Below are 20,727 nucleotides of genomic sequence, written 5' to 3'. Positions count from 1 at the left end.
GCTAGACCATCGCGGTGAGCGTGAGCGCGTCGCCTGGCGCCTTCACCTTGGCATCGTTGTCGAAATAGACGTACACGTCTCGCGATGCACGCGTGGGCGGGAGCGATCGAGTGATGCGCGGATCCGCCTGCGCCTGCCCACCCTTGCGCCATGCGCGAATACGGCGCGCCCATTCGCCCAACGCCTCGTCGCCGTAGCCACTCGTGTACAGATGCTTGTCGCCGTGCAGACGAACGTAGACGAACGGCGCGGTCACGTCGAAATAGCGCGGAAACTTGCCTGCCGTATCGGCGACGACAAACGCAACACCGTATCGGCGCAGCAGCGTGACGAAGGCAGGATCGACGAAACTCTCGTGGCGGATTTCTACAGCGTGGCGCAACCGATGGCTACGCCCGAACTCGAGAAAGGGCTCGCGCTTCAGGTGCGAGTCGTAGCCACGTGCCATATCCGCCGCGGCCCGCGTGGTCTTCGGCAGCAAGGCCAGAAAGTGCTCGAAGATCGCAGGCTCGAATCGAAGTGTGGGCGGAAACTGCCAAAGGATGGGCCCGAGTTTCTCGCGCAGCGCCAGCACACCCGAGGCGAAGAAATTCGCCATCGGCTTCTCGATGTTGCGAAGTCTCAAGGTATGGGTGATGAAACGCGGCCCCTTGACCGCGAAAACGAACCCACGTGGCGTGTCGTCGTACCAGGACCGATAGCTCTCCGGCCGCTGCAACGAGTAGAAAGAACCGTTCAGCTCGATCGTGGGGAACTGGCGCGACGCGAAGGACAACTCGTTTCGTTGCACGAGATCCTTGGGGTAGAACACGCCGCGCCATGGAGCGTAGCGCCAGCCCGAAATGCCGATTCGTGTGGTAGCCATGCCGTCATGGCAACCCGCCACGGGTGCAGCCAGGGTGAACGCCGCGTCATCGATAGCGGAAGCAATCTACCGCGTGATCGTTGACCAGGCCCGCCGACTGCAGCAGCGACTGACAGATCGCCGTGCCGGCAAAGCGGAAGCCACGCTGTTGCAGCGCCTCGCTCAACTGATCGGACAGATCGCTGCGCATGGGCAGCGGCTCGTCGCCCCGCCGCGCGTTGACCTGCGGCGTGCCACCAACGAATGCCCACAGATACGCGGATAACGAGCCTCTCTCATCGATGACGCGCAACGCGGCACGCGCGTTGTTGCGTATGGCGTTGATCTTGAGGCGATTGCGGATGACACCGCGATCGGCCAGTACCGCTGCCAGTTCGTCGTCACCCATGGCGGCGACACGTGCGATGTCGAAACCATGGAAGGCGCGGGCGAACGATTCGCGCTTGACGAGTACCGTGCGCCAGGCAAGCCCGGCCTGTACGGCACGTAGGGAAAACCGCTCAAAGATCAGATGATCCTCGTAGACGGGAACCCCCCACTCGGTGTCGTGGTAAACGCGCTCGATATCGCTGTGTTCGGCCCATGCGCAACGCATTGCCACCTCACGAATTGCCCGGAAAGAGCGGCGAGAATATCGCCGCGTCTTTCGCGAGGATGTCCGCTGGCGGCCTAGTCGAACGTACGTATGGACGGGCCCCGCGGCACGCATGACGCCGTCATCGCATTGGGCGCCACCGTCATCATGTGGGCTTGTGTAGCCCACAAACGGCACGAACCGTCATCGACGCCGCGCCAATGGGTCGGGTCACCAGGGCAGTGCGTCGATGTCTACGTTGCCGCCGGTCAGTACCGCGCCTATCCGACGGCCGGCGAGATACTGCGGGTAACGCAGCGCGGCCGCCAGCACCGTGGCGCTGGAAACCTCGACGACGAGGCGCAACTCGGTCCACAGCAACCGCATGGCTGCAATCGTCTCGGCGTCGCTCACGCGCAACACGCGAACATTGTGATCGCGCAGCGCATGGAAGTTCGGCTCACCCATCAGGGGGCGCAGCCCATCGCATATCGTGTGCGGAGCGAACGGCCCCACTCGGGCGCCCGCTTCCAGCGATCGCGCCGCGTCATCGGCGCCCTCGGGCTCTGCTGCCAACACGACGATCGACGGATCCATACCGTGCGCGGCAATGGCGCATCCCGACGCGAGGCCACCGCCACCGACAGGCACCAGCACGGTATCGAGACCCGGCGCCTGACGAAGCATTTCCGGCACCACGGTGCCCTGGCCGGCCATGACACGCGCGTCGGCGTAAGGGTGAACCAGCACGGCTCCCGTCTGCGCCTGCACCTCTGCCGCCTTGGCTTCGCGCGCCGCCGTCGTGGCTTCGCAACGATGCACCGTCGCACCGGCAGCGACGATCGCATCGAGCTTGGCTTTTACCGCGCCCTCGGGAACCACGATGTGCGCGGGGACGCCGCGCGCGCGTGCCGCCATCGCCAACGCGTTGCCGTGGTTGCCCGACGAATGCGTGACGACACCGCGGGCCGCTTCGTCTTCCGCGAGAGACCAGACGGCGTTGGTCGCACCGCGATACTTGAATGCACCACCGCGCTGCAGGTTCTCGCACTTGAAGACGATGGGCGCACCCACCAATGCATCGATGCGATCGCTGCGCATGACGGGCGTTACGAGTGCATGCGGCGCGATCCGCGCCGCCGCATCGCGCACCTCAGCGAAGCTGGGCAGATTCATCGAGCGAACTCGACACCACACACGAAACGACGCTCCTCGCCCGGGCCCAGCGTGATGAGCGGTGTGCAGTCGTCGCGATTGAACGCGTCGGGCATGCATTCCATCGGCTCCAACGCCACAGAGCGACGGGCATCGCGTTCGGCCGTGTCGGCAGTGAAGACAAGCATCACACCGCGCTCCTGCCACACGGCGATCGCCGCACCGCTCTTGGGATCGCGCAGGTGCGTGCGTGCACGGCCATCGGCATCGAGTTGCAGATCGGCGTAGGTGTGATTGAGCTGCGTGTCTCCGATCGGCCGCGTCGTGCGGAAATCGAGTGCGCGGTCCGCCTTGTCCAACGCCTGCCATGCACGTGTGCCGGGCAGCGGAATGAAGTCCTTGTCGGTCGCGATGATCTTGTCGCCAGGCACCTGAAGCTCCCAGCCTTCGATCGGATGGTCCGAGAGGCGGAAGTACGGGTGCCAGCCGAAGAACGTGGGCGCATTGCGCTCGCCGACGTTGCGCGTGATCGCTTCCAGGCTCAGGCCGTTGTCGTCGAGGGTGAAGGTGATCGACACGTCGAGCGCAAAGGGATAGCCAGGGTTGACCTCGGGCCGGATCGCCGAGGTGACGAGCGTGACGGAGACCTTTTCGTCGTCGGCGTGTTGCTGCTTCACGTCGAAGGTCACGCCACGCAGGAAGCCGTGGCGGCTCGCACGATCCGCGCCGACGACACCTGGCTGCAAATCGTAAGAAGTTGCTTCAAATGTGTAGCGCGAATCGTTAACGCGATTGGCGAACGGCGTCATGATCGCGAATCGCGAACCTTTGTGCCCGACCAGTTCCTTCTCGTCGCGGAAGCCATCCGCGATATCGCGGCGGCCCTGAGGCGGGCAGGTCATTATCGAAAGAACCGTGGCGCCGCGGCGCGCAATGCGGATTTCACGATCGGCATCGGCGTCCACCAGCACCACCAGTTCCTCGCCACCCAGGGCGGCGCGCGTCACGGCGAAACGGGACATGGGAGTTCCTTTTGACGAATCCGGCCGCATGTTAGCCTGCCCACCGTATTCGACAAATGACGTCAGCCATGAGCGACCGTTCCGACGCCCCCACCACCGTCATCCGACTCGATGACTATCGACCGCCAGCCTGGACCGTCGAGCACGTGGCGCTGGTCTTCGACCTGGGCATCGACCGCACGGAGGTCGATGCCACGCTGCAGATGGTACGAGCGGCTGGCGACGAACCGATACGGCTGAATGGCGAGGGCCTGGAACTGCTCGAACTCTCGGTCGACGACCGGCGCCTGGTCGAAGGCGAGTACATCCTCGCCAACGGTCTGCTGGAAATCGCCGTCGATGCCGAGCACTGCACCCTTCGCACGAAAGTGGCGCTTCGCCCCGCAGAGAACACGGCGCTCGAAGGCCTGTACCTTTCCGGCAGCCGCGAGAGCGGCTTCCTGCTGACCCAGTGCGAGGCCGAAGGCTTCCGCCACATCACGTTCTTTCCGGATCGACCGGACGTGCTCTCCCGTTACACCGTCACGTTGCGCGCGGACCGCCAGCGCTTCCCCGTCCTTCTCGCGGGCGGCAATCCCGACGGTAGCGGCGAACTGCCCGATGGGCGTCATTGGGCGCGGTTCGTCGATCCGCATCCGAAGGCCAGCTATCTCTTCGCTGTCGTGGCCGGCCGGTTGGAGCGGATCAGCCGCGACTACACCACGGCCGATGGTCGCGCCGTCGCACTGCATGTATGGGCGGAAGCCGACGTCATCGATCGCTGCGACTATGCGATGGATTCGCTGGTGCGGTCGATGCAGTGGGACGAGCGCACCTACGGTCGCAATTACGACCTCGACGTTTTCCATGTCGTCGCCACGCATGACTTCAACATGGGCGCGATGGAGAACAAGGGTCTCAATATCTTCAACGCGAAGTACCTGCTCGCCGACCCGGATTCCAGCACCGACGACGAGTACCGTCACGTGGAGGCCGTGGTCGCCCACGAATACTTTCACAACTGGAGCGGCAACCGCGTCACCTGTCGCGACTGGTTCCAGCTCAGCTTGAAGGAAGGCCTCACCGTCTTCCGCGAACAGAGCTTCTCGGCTGACATGAACTCGGCACCGCTCAAGCGGATCGAGGACGTCGCACTGCTTCGGCGCGCCCAGTTTCCGGAGGACGCGGGTCCGCTTTCGCATCCCGTACGCCCGTCGCAGTACAGCGAGATCAACAACTTCTATACGGCCACGGTCTACGAAAAGGGCTCCGAACTGGTGCGCATGCTGGCCGGCAGGCTCGGGACCGAAGGCTTCCGCCGTGGCATGGACCTGTACTTCGATCGTCACGATGGACAGGCCGCCACCATCGAAGATTTCATCGAGGCGCTCGGCGATGCCAACGACATCGACCTGTCGTCTTATCTGGCCTGGTACGGACAGGCGGGCACCCCGCGACTCACGGCTGAAGGGCGTTTCGACCCAGCGCAGCGGCAATACCGTCTGACACTGCGCCAGCGCACGCCGGCCACGGCAGGCCAACCGACCAAACAGGCCCTGCCGATTCCGGTGCGGCTGTCGCTGTTCGACCGCTCCGGCCGTGCGCTCCCATTGCGCCTCGAAGACGAGGCCCGCGCGGAAGGCACCGAACGCACTGTCGTGCTCGACACGGCCGAACAACACTACGTCTTCGAAGATATCGACGCCGCACCCGTGCCGTCGCTGCTGCGCGGGTTCTCTGCGCCGGTCATTCTCGAATGCGATTACCAGCCAGAGGATCTGGCGATTCTGCTTCGCCACGATCCAGATGGCTTCAATCGGTGGGAGGCCGGCCAGCAGTTGGCCGGCCTCGCCTACGACGACTGCCGCGATGCCCGGGCCGACGGCCCGGCGCTGCTCGCCTGGACCGGAGCGCTCGCGGAACTGTTTGCCGACGCGTCGCTGGACGATGCGCTGCTCGCCGAACTGCTGACCCCGCCCGGGGAAATCGAGCTGGTCGAACGACAGGCCGAGCGCGACCCGGACCGTATCCGCGCCGCGCGCCAGGCGATGCTGCTGGCGTTGGCCCTGCGCGTGGGGGCGGCCCCTTTGCGGGTCCGCTACGAGGCACTCCGTGCGTCCACCAGTGCGGCGATGGACGCCACCAGCCAGGCGCGTCGTCAGTTGAAGCGCCGCGTGCTCGATCTGCTTGCCTTGATCGATGCGCCGCTTGCGACCACGTTCGCACTCGCTCAGTACGAACAAGCGCCGGGCATGACGGACCGGCTGGCCGCCTTGGCCACGCTCGCCACCGTGGCACCGGAGCAGGCCATCGCACCGATCGCGCATTTCCGTCGCCGCTACGAGGGGAACGCGCTGGCGCTCGACAAGTGGTTCGCGATGCAGGCGCAGCTTCCGGGTGCCGACGCGCTGGCCCGGGTGCAGGCGCTGGAAGGCGACCCCAGCTTCATGCTCAAGAATCCGAACCGCGTGCAGTCGCTGGTGGGAACGTTCGCCCGCTCGAATCCCACGGGATTCCATCGCGCCGACGGCGCGGCCTATCGGTGGCTCGCGGACCGGCTTGTGGCCGTGGACGGCCTGAATCCGCAGGTGGCGGCGCGAGTGGCGACGGCGTTCAACGGCTGGAAGCGGCTTGAGCCGACGCGGCGTGAGGCCGCCCATGCCGTGGTCGCGGAGCTTGCCGCTCGCAAGGACTTGTCGCGCGACCTGACCGACATCCTCGGGCGCGTCGCCCTTGGCTGATCGTGCGCTGCGTCACGCAGGGTCTCACGGAAGGTAAGAAACTGACGTACTGCGTCACCAAATGCCGAAACAGAGCACTTTCTTGACGCAAAAGTCACACACGGTTCAGTGGAAAAGTGTAGTGTGACCTTCAACAAAGAAAAGCCGCGGCCATAGCCGCGGCTCTTTGTGCCAGTCACTCGGTTTCTGGCGCCCGGCAACACGGTCATCCTGGATTCCCCCTGTTCCTGAGACCGCCGGGCGCCAGATCTCATTCTTCGAACCGGATGAGGCATCCCTGCCCACCCCGCTTCCTTCCTTCGGCACTCGGCCAAACCCCTGCGTTCGGCCTCGGCGCGCGGATGATCGCGCTGCGTCTGCCCGGAGGAAGTGCGAGTAGTGAAAAGCACAAGACGTGCCAGCACCCCGTCCGAAGACGGGAAGACGCGGTCCGCCGCGACGCCGCATAGCGCGTAAAATATCGATCCCGATTCCGCTACCCACGCCCTCCCATGCTGCATGACGAAACCTACGATGTGATCGTGGTCGGTGGCGGCCACGCCGGGACCGAAGCGGCGCTCGCCTCCGCGCGGGCCGGCGCGCGCACCCTGCTGCTCAGCCACAACATCGAAACCATCGGTCAGATGAGCTGCAACCCGGCCATCGGCGGCATCGGCAAGGGACATCTGGTCAAGGAAATCGACGCGCTGGGCGGCGCGATGGGGCTGGCCGCGGATCGCGCCGGTATCCAGTGGCGCACGCTCAATGCGTCCAAGGGGCCTGCCGTGCGCGCCACGCGCTGCCAGGCGGATCGTGCGCTCTACAAGGCCGCCATTCGGCACCTGGTCGAAACCCAGCCCAATCTCGTGTTGTTCCAGCAGGCCGTGGACGATCTCCTTCTCGACGGCGGCCGTGTTGCGGGCGTACGTACCCAGATGGGCCTGGACTTCCGCGCACGCTGCGTCGTGCTGACGGCGGGCACCTTCCTGGCGGGCAAGATCCACATCGGACAGGCCCAATACGCGGGCGGCCGGGCAGGCGATCCGCCGGCCACGACGCTTGCCGCAAGGTTGCGCGAGTTGCCCGTCGCCGCCGATCGACTCAAGACCGGCACGCCGCCACGCATCGACAGCCGCAGCATCGACTTCTCGGTACTCGACGAGCAGCCGGGCGACGACCCGATGCCGCACTTCTCGTTCATGGGCTCGCCGGCCGATCACCCCCGGCAGGTCAGTTGCTGGATCACCCACACCACCGAGGCGACGCACGAGCTCATCCGCGCGTCGCTCGACCGCTCGCCGCTCTACAGCGGGCAGATCGAAGGCGTGGGCCCGCGCTACTGCCCGTCGATCGAGGACAAGGTGGTGCGCTTCGCCGAGAAGACCTCGCACCAGATCTTCGTGGAACCGGAAGGCCTCGATACCTTCGAGATCTATCCGAACGGCATTTCCACCTCGCTGCCGTTCGACGTGCAGTACGCGCTGGTCCGTTCCATTCCGGGCTTCGAGCGCGCGCACATCACCCGGCCCGGCTATGCCATCGAGTACGACTATTTCGATCCGCGTGGCCTGCATCCGTGGCTGGAAACCAAGGGCATCCCCGGCCTGTATTTCGCCGGGCAGATCAACGGCACCACCGGCTACGAAGAAGCCGGGGCGCAGGGCCTGATCGCGGGGCTGAACGCGGCACTGGCCGTACGCGGCGACGCGCCGTGGTACCCGCGTCGCGACGAGGCCTACATCGGCGTGCTGATCGACGACCTGACCACCAACGGCACGATCGAGCCCTACCGCATGTTCACCTCGCGCGCGGAGTACCGCCTGCACCTGCGCGAGGACAACGCCGATCTGCGGCTCACACCCCAGGGCCACGCGCTGGGCGTGGTGTCCGATGCGCGCTTCCGTCGACTCGAGGGCAAGCGCGATGCCGCCGAACGCGAGAGCGCCCGGCTGCGCGCCCTCTGGGCGGCACCGAACAATGCGCTGGGCGCCGCCATCGAGCGCTCGCTGGGCCTCGCCGTCAGCCGCGAGACGCACGCGCTGGATCTGCTCCGCCGGCCGGAAATGGATTACGCCACGCTCACCACGGTCCCGGAGCTCGGCCCTGCCGTTGAGGACGCCGAAGTCGCCATGCAGGTCGAGGTGCAGGCCAAGTACGCCGGTTACCTCGAGCGCCAGCGCGAAGACATCGAGCGCCAGCGACGTCACGAATCCACGTCCATTCCCGAAGGCTTCGACTACGACCGCGTGCGCGGCCTCTCGGCCGAAGTCCTGCTCAAGCTGAAGCGCGCGCTGCCCGCCACCATCGGGCAGGCCTCGCGCATCAGTGGCGTCACGCCCGCGGCCATCTCGCTCCTGCTCGTCCATCTGAAGCGCCGCGCCGCCTGACGACACCCTGCCATCCAGCAGTCGGCGCGCCGACGACCCATCTGGCATCATTCCGACATCGAGCAAGCGAGCGGAAGGAACACCATGCAAGTCTGGATCGGACGCAACGGCGAGCGCTTCGGCCCCTATGGGGAAGACGAAGTCCGGCAGTGGCTGCGCGACGGCACCTGTCGTCCAGAGGAACTCGGCTGGTACGAGGGGATGACCGACTGGCGGCCTCTCGGTGAGCTGTTCCCCGACGAGCGCCCCGCATCAGGCGCCGTACCCCCACCGCCACCGCCCTTCATGGGCGTTCACGAGACCGCTGAGCCGGAGTACGCCGGCTTCTGGCTGCGCTTCGGCGCCTGGGTGATCGATTACCTCATCCTCATGGTGCCCTTCACCGCCATCAGCCTGAGCATGGGGCTGGGCGCGGCGATGACCCGGCTGTTCGCCGAGATGGAAAAAGACCAGACGGCAGCCATTACGGCGTATGCCGCCACCGCGCAGCCCATCACCTATGTGCTGCTGGTCATCGGCTTCGTCTACTACGCCTTCTTTGAAAGCTCGAAGTGGCAGGCCACTCCGGGCAAGATGGCCGTGGGCATCCGCGTGACCGACACCGAGGGCCGTCGCATCAGCGTGGGCCGCGCCGCAGGGCGTAATGCGGTCCGTCTGCTCAACGCTTTCACGTTGCTGGTGCCGATGGTCTTCTACGTCGTCGCCGCCTTCACCCAGCGCAAGCAGGGTGTGCATGACCTCCTCGCCAGCACCTACGTGCTTGTCGGCCGCGCCGACAAGGTCGCGTCGCCCGCGCCACGCGGCCGTACGGGCGGCAGCTTCGACGCCTGACCCACCGCCCCGGCCGATCCGGCCGGGGCCTTCCCTGTGCTTGCTATCATCGGCGGCCCGGCCCGACGTTCGGCCGGCGAGCAACGCACAGGAACGACATGCAGAGCATCGAACAACGTATTGCCCAGGACATCGCCGCCAAGCCCGAACAGGTGCGCGCGGCGGTCGAGCTGCTCGACGGCGGCGCCACCGTGCCGTTCATCGCGCGCTACCGCAAGGAAGTGACCGGCGGCCTCGACGACATCCAGTTGCGCCTGCTCGAAGAGCGCCTGCGCTACCTGCGCGAGCTGGAAGACCGCCGCACGGCCATCCTGGATAGCATCGCCGAGCAAGGCAAGATGACCGACGCGCTGCGCGCGGACATCCTCACCGCCGATACCAAGGCGCGCCTGGAAGACCTCTATCTCCCCTACAAGCCGAAGCGCCGCACCAAGGCGCAGATCGCACGTGAAGCAGGCCTCGAGCCGCTCGCCTTGGGCCTGCGCGACGATCCGACGCTGGATCCGGAGACCTTTGCCGCAAGCTTCGTCGATGCGGAGAAAGGCATCGCCGACACCCGCGCCGCACTCGACGGCGCGCGCGCCATCCTCATGGAAACCATCGCCGAAGACGCCGCACTCGTGGGCGAGCTGCGCGACTGGCTTTGGGAGAAAGGCCAGATCCGCGCCACTGTCGTTCCCGGCAAGGAGAACGAAGGCGCGAAGTTCCGCGATTACTTCGACCACATGGAAGCGGTGTCCAAGATTCCCTCGCATCGCCTGCTCGCGCTGATGCGCGCACGCAACGAAGGCGTGATCGAGATCGACCTCAATCCGGGCGTGGATGCCGACCAGGGCCACGCCGAAGGCGAAGGTCGGGTGGCGGCGCGGGCGGGCATCGTCGATCGCGGTCGCCCTGCCGACGCCTGGCTGCGCGAGACCGTGCGCCTCACCTGGCGCGTGAAGCTGCATCTGCACCTGACGCTCGATCTGTTCGGCCGCGTGCGCGAAGGCGCGGAAGACGAAGCCATCCGCGTGTTCGGCGAAAACCTCAAGGATCTTCTCCTCGCCGCCCCCGCCGGTGCGAAGACCGTCATGGGCCTCGACCCCGGCATCCGCACCGGCTGCAAGCTCGCCATCGTGGATGCCACGGGCAAGCTGCTGGCGCACGACACCATTTATCCGCACGAGCCCCGCAATCAGTGGGATCAGTCGCTCGCGCGCATCGCCCAGTTGTCGAAGCAGCACGGTGTGAATCTCATCGCAATCGGCAACGGCACCGCGTCCCGCGAGACCGACAAGCTGGCAGGCGAAGTGATGCGCAAGCATCCTGACCTCGGCCTGTCCAAGGTTGTGGTGAGCGAGGCCGGCGCCTCGGTCTATTCCGCCTCTGAACTCGCGTCCCGTGAATTTCCCGACCTCGACGTATCGATCCGCGGCGCCGTGTCGATCGCGCGCCGCCTGCAGGATCCGCTCGCGGAGCTGGTGAAGATCGAACCGAAGGCCATCGGTGTCGGCCAGTACCAGCACGACGTGAACCAGGTGAAGCTCGCGCGTGCGCTCGATGCCCGCGTGGAAGACTGCGTGAACGCCGTTGGCGTGGACGTGAACACGGCCTCTGCGCCGTTGCTCGCACGCGTTGCGGGCCTATCGTCGAGCGTGGCCGAGAACGTGGTGAAGCATCGCGACGCGAACGGGCCGTTCCCGAGCCGCAAGGATCTGCTCAAGGTGCCGCGCCTCGGCGATAAAGCGTTCGAGCAGTGCGCCGGCTTCCTGCGCATCACCGGTGGCAGCAATCCGCTCGATGCAAGTTCGGTGCATCCCGAGGCTTACCCGGTCGTGGAGCGCATCCTCAAGCAGTGCGGCCGCGAGGTGAAGCAGGTCATCGGTGACACCTCGTTCCTGCGCAGCCTCAAGCCCGAGGATTTCACCGACGACACCTTCGGCGTGCCGACCATCCGCGACATTCTCAAGGAACTGGAGAAGCCCGGCCGCGACCCACGTCCCGAGTTCGTGGCACCGAGCTTCGCCGAGGGCGTGGAGGATCTGAAGGATCTCAAGGTGGGCATGGTGCTGGAAGGTCGCGTCACGAACGTGGCCGCGTTCGGCGCCTTCGTCGACATCGGCGTGCACCAGGACGGTCTCGTCCACGTTTCCGCGCTGTCGCACACCTTCGTCAAGGATCCGCGCGATGCGGTAAAGGCCGGCGACATCGTGAAGGTCAAGGTCATGGAGGTCGACCTGCCGCGCAAGCGCATCGCCCTCAGCATGCGGCTGGACGACGTACCAGGCGAGGCCCGGGGTGGACGCCCCGCCGCTCGCGACGACGCGCCGTCGGGCGGCAACCGCCGCGGTGGCCCGGGTGGCGGACGCGGAACGCCGCCTCCCAAGCCTGCGGCCGCCCCTGCCAACAGCGCCTTTGCCGACGCGTTCTCCCGCGCCTTGAAGAAATAACTCAGACGCCCGTCGCAGCTACTGCTGCGGCGGGCGAGCGCGACATCGCCTTGCGACCCAACGGCCCAGGGCCTAAGGCGCAAGATTTTACGGCCCTTGGGCCTTTCAGCACGACCCGCTCAGGGGCTACTTCCCTTTTCCATTTCGCGGCGCAGCATGCGCTTGCGTATGGCTTCCATTAACGTAACGTTTCTCTAACGCCCCACACACGGAGTGATCCACATGCGTATTCGTCATCTTGCCGGTGCCATCGGCGCCGCCCTTCTCTTCAGTGCCGGGGCGCACGCCGACGGATATCAGCAGGTCGTCTCCTTTGGCGACAGCCTCAGCGACAACGGCAACGTTGCCCTGTTGACCGGCTCGCCGGTCGTCTCCCGCTTCACCACCAACCCCGGCACCGTCGCGGTCGAGAACATCGCAAAGTACTTCAACCTGACGCTGACGCCATCGCTCCAGGGCGGCACCGACTACGCGTTCGGTGGCGCACGCGCGGCCATTGCGAACCCGGTCCCGGCCACGTCGACGCAGATTCAGCAGTACCTGACCGCGAACGGCGGCAAGGCCAACCCGAATGCGCTGTACACGATGTGGATCGGCGCCAACGATCTGCTCGCCGCCACCAGCAACCCGGCAACCGCGCAGGTTGTCGTCGCGACCGCCGCGCAGAACGAAGTAGCGCAGATCAAGGCGCTGCAGGCCGCAGGCGCGAAGACCATCGTCGTCTTCAACCTGCCGGACGTCGGCAAGACGCCTGCTGCGCTCTCGCAGGGTGCCGCCGCATCCGCTGGCATCACCCAGCTGACCCAGATCTACAACGGCATCCTCTCGGGTGGCCTCGCACAGGCCAACCGCGGCATCGTGCCGATCGACACCTACGCACTGCTCAACGAAGTGATCGCGAGCCCGAGCACCTACGGCTTCACCAACGTCACGACGCCGGCATGCACCACGGTCAGCTCGATCACCTGCTCGCCGGCCACGCTGCGCGATCCGAATGCCGCCAACACTTACCTGTTCGCTGACGGCATCCACCCGACCAACGCGGCACATGCGCTGCTCGGCCAGTACGCGATCTCGATCATCCGCGCGCCGCAGCAGATCTCGCTGCTGGGTGAAGCAGGTCTCGCGTCCAACGCCGCGCACGTGCGTACGCTGCGCAACCAGATGATGGCCGACAACTTCGGTGCCGACTCGCGCTTCTTCGCGGCGGTCGATTACGGCCAGCAGAAGTTCAAGACCACCGACACCTCGCCCAAGACCGACAGCGACAACGTCAACCTGACGGTCGGCGCGGATGCCAAGGTCAGCGACCACGTGTCGGTCGGCGTTGCTGCTGGCGTCGCGCAGTCCAAGGCGGACTTCCAGGGCGGTGGCGGCTACAAGATGCAGGACATCGCCGGCTCGGGCTACGCCTTCTATCACAACGGCGGCGGCTACTTCGGCGGCTACGCCAGCTTCGGCCAGCTGAGCTTCACCGACATCGACCGTCGCATCGACCTCGGCGCCGCCCGCCGTACCGAAACCGGTAAGACCGACGGCTCGCACGTGGGCGCTGGCCTGAGCGGCGGCTGGTGGTTCGGCAGCGACTCCCTGAAGACCGGTCCGTTCGCGTCGGTGGAATGGGAGCAGCTGCGCGTGTTCGGCTACACCGAGCGCAGCAACACCAGCACCGCCATGCGCTTCGACCGTCAGACGCGCAACGCCCGCATCGAAACCGCCGGCTGGCGCCTGCAGGGCACCTGGCAGTCGGGCAACACGCTGCTGCGTCCGTTCGCCGAAGTCGCGTACAACCACGACGGTCGCGCCGATGCTCGCTACATCACGGCGGGCCTGACCAACATGTCCGGGGAGTTCAGCGTGCAGGGCTTCACGCCAGACAAGACCTGGGTCACGGCGGATCTCGGCCTCAGCGCCGACTTCAACCAGACCTGGAGCGGCTGGGTCAGCTACAGCGGCCGCTTCGGCGACGACACCCAGCGCTTCAATGGCCTGAATCTCGGTTTGAAGATGGCATTTTAAGGCTCGACTAGCCTGCAGAAAAAGACGCCAGCCCCGCTGAACTGACCCCCTAAAGTTGGACGGTCTAAGCTAGGCGCCGAAGGCCTGGGTCCGGAATTTCACCGGGCTCAGGCCTTTTAGTTTCAGCTTGATGCGGTCGTGATTGTAATAGTGGATGTAGCGGCGAATGCCGTCCTTGAGCTGCTCGATAGTATCGATCCGGGTCAGGTAGAAGAACTCGGATTTGAGGGTTCCGAAGAAACTCTCCATGGCCGCGTTGTCGAGGCAGTTGCCCTTGCGCGACATGCTTTGGGTGAGGTGATTTTCGCCCAGCAAGCGACGATAGGCGGCTGCTGGTATTGCCATCCTTGATCGGAATGAACCAGGGGGCGCTCGCCCTTGGTCAGTTGGTCGAGGCCTTGCGCAGCATGCCACCCACCAGATCGAAGGTGGGCCGGGATGCGGTCTTGAAGGCCACGATTTCACCGTTGTAGAGATCCATCACCGGCGACAGATAGAGCTTTTCGCCGCGAACGTTGAATTCGGTGACGTCGGCGACCCAGGCTTGATTGGGACGTTCGGCCGCGAACCGGCGTTGCAGGAGCTTGGCTGCGGCGGGATGAGCGCCGCCACGATAAGAACGGCACTTCTTCGGGCGCACCAGCGATTTCAGGCCAAGGATATGCATCACCCGCTGTACTGCCTTGTGATTGATGTGCGCGCCTTCCTGGCGCAGTTGGGCGGTGATCCGGCGATAGCCATAACGGCGTCGGTGCTGTTCGAAGATACGGCCGACCCGATCTTTGAGGCCCGCGCTCGAGTCCGGAGCGAGTAGGACTTGGCGGTGGTAATAGAACGTGCTGCGAGATAGCTCCGCCGCCTGAAGCAGGTCGGCAAGCCGACGCTGATGCCTCAATCCATCCACTAGCTGCGCTTCTTCCGTGCTGCTGCCTTCTTGGCCTGGATCAAGGCATCGAGTTTTTTTTAATAAGCGTTCTCCGCACGCAGGTATTCCAGTTCACGGAGCAGATCCTTGGGCGATCGCGCCTCATCGGGCACGGCTGCCTCGGCCGGCTTGGAGGGGGGGCGGGGTAGGTTTGGCCATGGCCTTGGGACGTCCTCGGGCTCGGGGCGCCAACGCACCCACGCCACCCGCATGATACTGGCGCTACCAATTGCCGATGCTGGCCGGACTGCGAATGTTGAAGATCGCCGCCGCCTGAATGCAGGAAAGGTCCTCGCGCCACTTGCGGCGCAGCACCTTTAGACGGAAAGCGGCATCGTAGACACCGTACTTGGGCGCCAGGCCGGCCTCGCCGTGAATGCGGTAACTGGCCACCCATCGGTCGATCATCGCGTGGTGAAGCCCGCACTCGGCAGCGAGCCGCTTTGCTCCCATGCCCTCTTCCAGGATCCGCTTCACCACCGCCTGCTTGAATTTCTTGTCGTACTTCGCCAATGAAAAACCCCCGGGATTTGGACGGTGTCCAATTTCCGGGGGTCAGTTCACGCCGGCGTCTTTTTTTCCGAAAACGTGTAGGGAAAATCTGAAATCTGCGTAGGCGATCGCAAGACGTTGCGTGAGCAGCGGGCGTCAGACCGAGCGACTTGTATTCTTCCATGGCCTCATTTGAGGCCCAAGAGGATATGCGTATGAATCGGATCCGCTACCTGATCGCCGCAGCGTTGTTCGTTTGTTGCGTAGCCATACCCGGAGTGTCTTTCGCGCTGCCCGAAGTCGCGCGCGCCATCATTTATTTCGATGCAAACGACAACATCATCGGAAATCAGAATCTGTACTGCAATAACGTGCGAGAGCACATCGGAAACATCGACCCGGCAAACGTGAACCGCATAGAGTTCGAGTTTGGATGCGGCGATCCCATCGTCTCGTGCACCGACACGGGCCTCTGTAACACCGTCGGACACAACGTCTATACCAGCATCGTTTACTTCCATAGCGCCACCGGTAGGACGGTCAACAACTACTGTCTCGATGCGACATATATCGGTGGGCCGTTCGCCCGCAGGCCAGATTGCAGTCTTCCAGCCCCGTCAGAAATTCCATCATGGGGAAGTAGCTATCTTCCGGGATGGAACTAGGTCCCCGTATAGACCTGTTAAAAAAAACGCCGGCACAAGGCCGGCGTTCTTTTTCTGCGAACAGGCGAGCTTACTTCTTCCCGCCAGCCTTCACGTACATCGCTTCGGCCTGCTTCTTCAGGTTGTTCGCGTCCTCGTCGGAAAGCGTATCGACCTTGCCGCCGGCTTCGTTCTGCTTCAGCACGAGTTCGCCGGCATCGTTCCAGCCCGCGCGCTCGATGGAGGTCGGCTTGGCGTCCTTGCTGGCCTTCTTCTCCTGCACGATCACCCACGGCTTGCCGTCGCGGTACGCGTAGTTGGTCGAGGTGAAACCCTTGTCGCCGTAGTCGACCAGTTCGATGACGAACTGGACGTCGTTGCCCTTCTTGAAGATCTGCCAGCCGCGCGACTCGCCTTCCTTCAGCGCGGTGCCCTGGGTGACCTTCATGCCGCCGATGTTCTTCTTGACGCTGTTGTAGCCGGCCAGTTCCTTCTCACCCGGGGTGGCTTCACCGACGAGCTGGATGTTGGCGACGTTCTTGGCGCCCTTGGTCAGTACAGGGGTCTTGAGCGGCGACGAGTAGTGGCGCTCGCCGTCCTGCAGCGACACCTCGATGATGTACATGTCGTTCGGATTGACGTCCGACGCATTGAAGTCGAGCTGGAACGACTGCGGCATGGTGACCGGCGCAATGGTCTTGCTGGCCAGCGGTTGCGAACCCTCGGCCGAGACATCCACCAGCTTCAGGTCGAGCTTGGCATCCGGGCTGAGCTGCGCTCCGGCGTCGCGGAGAGTGACCGTGCCGGTGACGGCATTGGCCGGTGCCGCGTTGTCGCTGCTACCCGGGCTGCTGCCTGCGGCGGCGGGCTGAGCGTTGTTGTCGGAGCCGCCGCTGCAACCGGCGAGGGCCAATGCGGCCACGGATGCGAGCGACAAGAAAATCCTGCGCATGGTCGAACCTCGTTACAGAACGGAATGTTGGTGGGTCACGGAAGATACGCGCGCGCATGGCGCACAAGGCTTCCGGGGGGAACGTCGGAGCATACCGGCAAATGCGCCTCTGGAAAAGTCAAGTGACGAATCTGACAGGAATCGGGTTTCGCGATGCGGTCGGCAAGCTGACAGTCAGATTTGCCGGAAAGGCGCAATTGCTTGATCTTGCGAGATGTTTTTCCTCCGCCTACGAAAAACGCCACCCGAAGGTGGCGTTTTTCGTTTTCCGGCGACCACGCCCCGAGGGGCGTGGCGCTGGCCTGCGACATCGATGGATCAGAAGTCGTAGGTAATGCCGAAGCGAACGTAGCGCGGGGTTTCCCACGACAGCGGCGTCTTATAGTTGCCGTCCGAGTAATCCGGATTCAGTCGGGTGGCCTTCTGCTCGTTGAGGACGTTGTACACGTTCACATTGAACGCGAGCTTGTGGTCCGCGAACGACGGGCGGTACTCGGCATTGAGCGACAGGATGTGGGTCCAGTCAGTCGTTCCCTTTGAGCCGTACGGCGACGGTACACCACCGCACCAGTGGTAGTAGTTGCCGTTGTACGCCGGAACGGTCTGGTTGGGACCGTACAGACCTTCGCACGAGTTCGGCGAGCCGGAGGCCATCTGCAGAATGCCACCCACGTTCCACTCCGGAGTGATCTGCCAGCTTCCGTAGGCCTTGATCTGATGGCGATGGTCGTTCGGGAGTCGGCCAGAGCCGTATTCCATGATCGACGGGTAGTCCCAGTCCTGCGTCGCCGCGATGTCCTGCTGACCGATGTCGGACTTCACCTGGCCTTCCGAATTGCCGTAGCTCTTCGAGAAGGTGTAGGTGATACGGCCCCACAGCTTGCCGTCGAACGGATGCTCGAGGTACGTGTCCAGGGCGTAGTACTTACGCTTCGGCTGCGGGAAGCCGAAATCGGCGTTCGTGATGTGCACCTGCTGGTAGCCGCCCGTGCCGTTCGGAAGCTGGAACGTCGCCGCGTTACCCGGGTTGAAGAAGTAGCAGCCGCGAAGGCCGGAAACGTCGGCGCCCTGGGCAATAGCCTGGCCCTCGAGCACGTCGGTATCGCAGACATCGTCGATGATGCGATTGAGCTTGCGATACGTCGCCTTCATACCCCAGTTCAACTGGTCGTTGAGGACCTTGTCGAAGCCGAGGATGTACTCGTCCTGGTTCTGCGCTTTCAGGTTCTTGGCCGTCACCGTCTTCGGATCCGGCTGCTGACCGTATTCACGGTTAGCCGAGTAAGGCACGCCCGCACCCTGATAGGTGTTGATCGGCGTCAGACCGGTCGGGTAACCATTCGCATCGATGCCCGTGTAGGTGTAGTACTCCTTGGTGTAGTAGGAGCCCGAAGCACCACGGAGCGCAACGCTGGTCGGCAGCGCGAGGTAGTAACGACCGGCATTACCGTAGACCTTGAAGCTGGAATCGCCGAAGACGTCCCAGCTGAAGCCGAGGCGCGGCGCCCACTGCGGACGCGTCTGCGTGATGTACGCATCACCATCCGGGTTGTAGTTGGTGAACTGGTCGTTGCGCAGACCGATCTTCACCAGCCAGCGGTCGGAAACCTGCCAGGAATCTTCGATGTACTGGGCACGCTGCTCGACGCGGGTCGAAGCGCTGGTGTACTGAACGTACTTGTCGACAAAGTAACCGTTCTGGCCGCCCGGATAATTGATGGGCGCATCCACTTCACCGTCGGCGATCTCGCTGGCCGGGTTGTTCTGGCGACCATACTGCCAGGCGTAGCCGGCGTTGGGCGCCATCAGCGTGCTGTCGTTCAGATCCTGCGTACGCTGATTATCGATACCCGCCGTGATCGTGTGATCACCGAGCTTGTAGGTCAGATCGATGCGGTAGTTGGCACCACGCGTCTGATGGGACGGATCGGTGTACTGAATGACCTTGTTCGCGTTGGTGATCGGCGCACCGCCGGTGTAGGCCGGGTTCTGGTTGGTCGAACCGAGGATCGGGATCAGATCAGGGAAGTTGTTCACGTTCTCCTGATAGATATTCGTGATCTGCTTACCGAACTGCGCCGACACGGTGAAGTCGTCGGTGATGTAGCCGGTGTACTTCGCGATCCACATCTTGGCCGAAGTCTTGGTCGGAACGTCCTGACCGAGATAATCGCCGCGAGTGAAGTCGTCGTAGTTGTATTCGTAGTTCGAGCCGTTGTACTCGTGCTTGGTCGAGGCAGCGGTAAGCTCGAGGATGTGGTTGTCCGTGATGTTCCAGTCGAGTTTGGCGTACCACTTCGGATCCTTGTAGGTCCGCTTGGTCTGCTGTGCGGCGCTGGAATTGAGGCCGGTGTACTTGTCCTGGGTCCTGTCGGCTTCGACCGACGCGAACATGAAGAGCTTGTCCTTGATCAGCGGACCGCCCACGTATGCGCTCTCGACCGCTTCCCAGCCCTTGTCGTCGTGGCGCCGCTGGTAGAGCGTACCATTCAGTTCACCACCGGGATAACCGTCACCGTAGTACGTGCTGCGCGGCGTGCCGCGAGCCCACTCCGGGGTGTAGAGGATCTGCGCGCCGAAGTGCCACTCGTTCGTGCCGCGCTTACCGATCTGGTTGATCACACCGCCGTCGGAACGGCCGTAGGCTGCGCCATAACCGCCGGTCAGCACTTCCTGCTGTTCAATGGAGCCGTATGGCAGCTCGATACCACCCAGGCCATTCAGCGGGTCGGTGACGTTCATGCCGTTGATGTAGTAGGCGTTCTCGGAGACGCCCGCACCGCCGAACGACGACAACGGACGGCCCGTTGCCTGGCTGGTGAAGTCAGAGCTGCCCGCGACGACGCCGGGCGCGAGCTGCGCGATGGCGTCAGCGCTACGCGCCAGCGGGAGCTTCTGCAGCTGCTGCGCGGTGATCACCGTGCGCGAATCCACACCGGTGACGTCGATGGACGGAAGCGTGTTCGCCGAGACGGTAACTCCCGACAGGTCCTGTGCCGCGCCCGCATTCGTCGGGTTGTTGAACGACACTTCAGTACCCGAACCGACGCGGATGCCAACGTTGTCACGCGTTGACACGGTCGAACCGCCCGAGGACAGCGACACGGTGTAGTTGCCCACCGGCAGCGAGCTGATGGTGTATCGACCGGACTGGTCGACAGTAACCGTGCGGGTGACGCCCGACGCGCTGGTCGCGGTGACGGTCTGGCCCGGAGTAGCGCTACCGAAAATCGCGCCGACGGTGGACTGCGCGACAGCCAGTCCAGAGCCGCCCAAGCCAATGGCCAGCGCAAGGGCGAGCGAAGAACGACGCAGGACGGATGCCTGCCGGATGCTGCGAGAACTCATTTGCAAATCTCCCCAGATCGGCCCTCACCGGGCCTGAAAACGAGCAAAACCCAGCCAAGGCCGGAAAAAAACAGCTTCTCGGCGCACGTTCTTGAGGATATTCCCTGCGTACCGTCCCTCCTCGAGTGGTACGCCATCCCCTGGACCTGCTCCCGACAAGCCATGGACACCTGCTGAATTTGCCCCCACGCATGATGCGCGAAAGAAAAAACTAGCATGGTCGGTGCCGAACATAGGCGTACGCCGACCGCCGTGTCAACAAATTATTTACATGGGAAAACGACTTTTCTTAGCGTTTCTTTGGCAACCTCGAACACAACGCCTCAGCGCCGAAGGAAAAAGTGCTTACAATTGAAACGGTTCGGGGAGAAATCCGCGTCCT

The 20,727-nt window shown here is 64.1% G+C and carries 13 protein-coding genes and 1 pseudogene; 6 read left to right on the top strand and 8 right to left on the bottom strand.

Annotation, left to right across the window (positions count from 1 at the left end; translation table 11 throughout):
- Window position 1 precedes the first annotated feature (1 nt).
- From IM816_RS01070 to IM816_RS01055, 4 genes are all read right to left on the bottom strand, one after another.
- Window positions 2-865: a DUF72 domain-containing protein gene (locus IM816_RS01070; protein ID WP_250339436.1), complete on the bottom strand. Its 864-nt coding sequence runs from the start codon at window positions 863-865 to the stop codon at window positions 2-4.
- A 46-nt stretch (window positions 866-911) separates the two neighbouring features.
- Window positions 912-1,460, bottom strand: a complete 549-nt coding sequence (locus IM816_RS01065; protein ID WP_250339435.1) for a DNA-3-methyladenine glycosylase I — start codon at window positions 1,458-1,460, stop codon at window positions 912-914.
- Window positions 1,461-1,670: 210 nt separating this feature from the next.
- Window positions 1,671-2,615 carry a pyridoxal-phosphate dependent enzyme gene (locus IM816_RS01060; protein WP_250339434.1) on the bottom strand — a complete coding sequence of 315 codons (945 nt, stop codon included), beginning with the start codon at window positions 2,613-2,615 and terminating at the stop codon, window positions 1,671-1,673.
- Window positions 2,612-3,616: an aldose 1-epimerase gene (locus IM816_RS01055; RefSeq protein ID WP_250339433.1), complete on the bottom strand. Its 1,005-nt coding sequence runs from the start codon at window positions 3,614-3,616 to the stop codon at window positions 2,612-2,614. Before IM816_RS01055 ends, IM816_RS01060 begins: the two co-directional genes overlap by 4 nt.
- 68 nt (window positions 3,617-3,684) lie before the next feature.
- Here IM816_RS01055 and pepN point away from each other — a divergent pair, with 68 nt between their 5' ends.
- The 5 genes from pepN to IM816_RS01030 all read left to right on the top strand — a co-directional run bounded on the left by pepN (window position 3,685) and on the right by IM816_RS01030 (window position 13,984).
- Window positions 3,685-6,336, top strand: coding sequence for an aminopeptidase N (gene pepN / locus IM816_RS01050; RefSeq protein ID WP_250339432.1), 2,652 nt, complete (start codon window positions 3,685-3,687; stop codon window positions 6,334-6,336).
- A 491-nt stretch (window positions 6,337-6,827) separates the two neighbouring features.
- Window positions 6,828-8,702: a tRNA uridine-5-carboxymethylaminomethyl(34) synthesis enzyme MnmG gene (mnmG, locus tag IM816_RS01045; protein WP_250339431.1), complete on the top strand. Its 1,875-nt coding sequence runs from the start codon at window positions 6,828-6,830 to the stop codon at window positions 8,700-8,702.
- 84 nt (window positions 8,703-8,786) lie between these two features.
- Window positions 8,787-9,533, top strand: coding sequence for an RDD family protein (locus tag IM816_RS01040; protein ID WP_250339430.1), 747 nt, complete (start codon window positions 8,787-8,789; stop codon window positions 9,531-9,533).
- A gap of 98 nt (window positions 9,534-9,631) precedes the next feature.
- Window positions 9,632-11,965, top strand: coding sequence for a Tex family protein (locus tag IM816_RS01035; protein ID WP_250339429.1), 2,334 nt, complete (start codon window positions 9,632-9,634; stop codon window positions 11,963-11,965).
- Window positions 11,966-12,187: 222 nt separating this feature from the next.
- Window positions 12,188-13,984: an autotransporter outer membrane beta-barrel domain-containing protein gene (locus tag IM816_RS01030; protein WP_250339428.1), complete on the top strand. Its 1,797-nt coding sequence runs from the start codon at window positions 12,188-12,190 to the stop codon at window positions 13,982-13,984.
- A gap of 69 nt (window positions 13,985-14,053) precedes the next feature.
- Here IM816_RS01030 and IM816_RS01025 read toward each other — a convergent pair.
- Window positions 14,054-15,422, bottom strand: a pseudogene (locus IM816_RS01025) (IS3 family transposase).
- Window positions 15,423-15,616: 194 nt separating this feature from the next.
- Between IM816_RS01025 and IM816_RS01020 the strand changes: the two are divergent.
- Window positions 15,617-16,066 carry a hypothetical protein gene (locus tag IM816_RS01020; protein WP_250339427.1) on the top strand — a complete coding sequence of 150 codons (450 nt, stop codon included), beginning with the start codon at window positions 15,617-15,619 and terminating at the stop codon, window positions 16,064-16,066.
- 70 nt (window positions 16,067-16,136) lie between these two features.
- On the opposite strand, the gene IM816_RS01015 is transcribed toward IM816_RS01020, so the two are convergent.
- The 3 genes from IM816_RS01015 to IM816_RS01005 are packed head-to-tail and all read right to left on the bottom strand — an operon-like array spanning window position 16,137 to window position 20,345.
- Entirely contained in the window at window positions 16,137-16,997 is an 861-nt protein-coding gene (locus tag IM816_RS01015) for a DUF1481 domain-containing protein (protein WP_250339426.1), read from the bottom strand.
- Between the two features lie 35 nt (window positions 16,998-17,032).
- The gene (locus IM816_RS01010; RefSeq protein ID WP_250339425.1) at window positions 17,033-17,308 is read right to left on the bottom strand and encodes a hypothetical protein; all 276 of its coding nucleotides are present in this window, start codon (window positions 17,306-17,308) and stop codon (window positions 17,033-17,035) included.
- A gap of 7 nt (window positions 17,309-17,315) precedes the next feature.
- Window positions 17,316-20,345: a TonB-dependent receptor gene (locus IM816_RS01005; RefSeq protein WP_250339424.1), complete on the bottom strand. Its 3,030-nt coding sequence runs from the start codon at window positions 20,343-20,345 to the stop codon at window positions 17,316-17,318.
- Between the last annotated feature and the right edge of the window lie 382 nt (window positions 20,346-20,727).

The sequence above is a fragment of the Luteibacter flocculans genome, from assembly GCF_023612255.1.
Lineage (GTDB): Bacteria > Pseudomonadota > Gammaproteobacteria > Xanthomonadales > Rhodanobacteraceae > Luteibacter > Luteibacter flocculans.
This window is presented reverse-complemented; position numbering and strand designations above follow the sequence as displayed.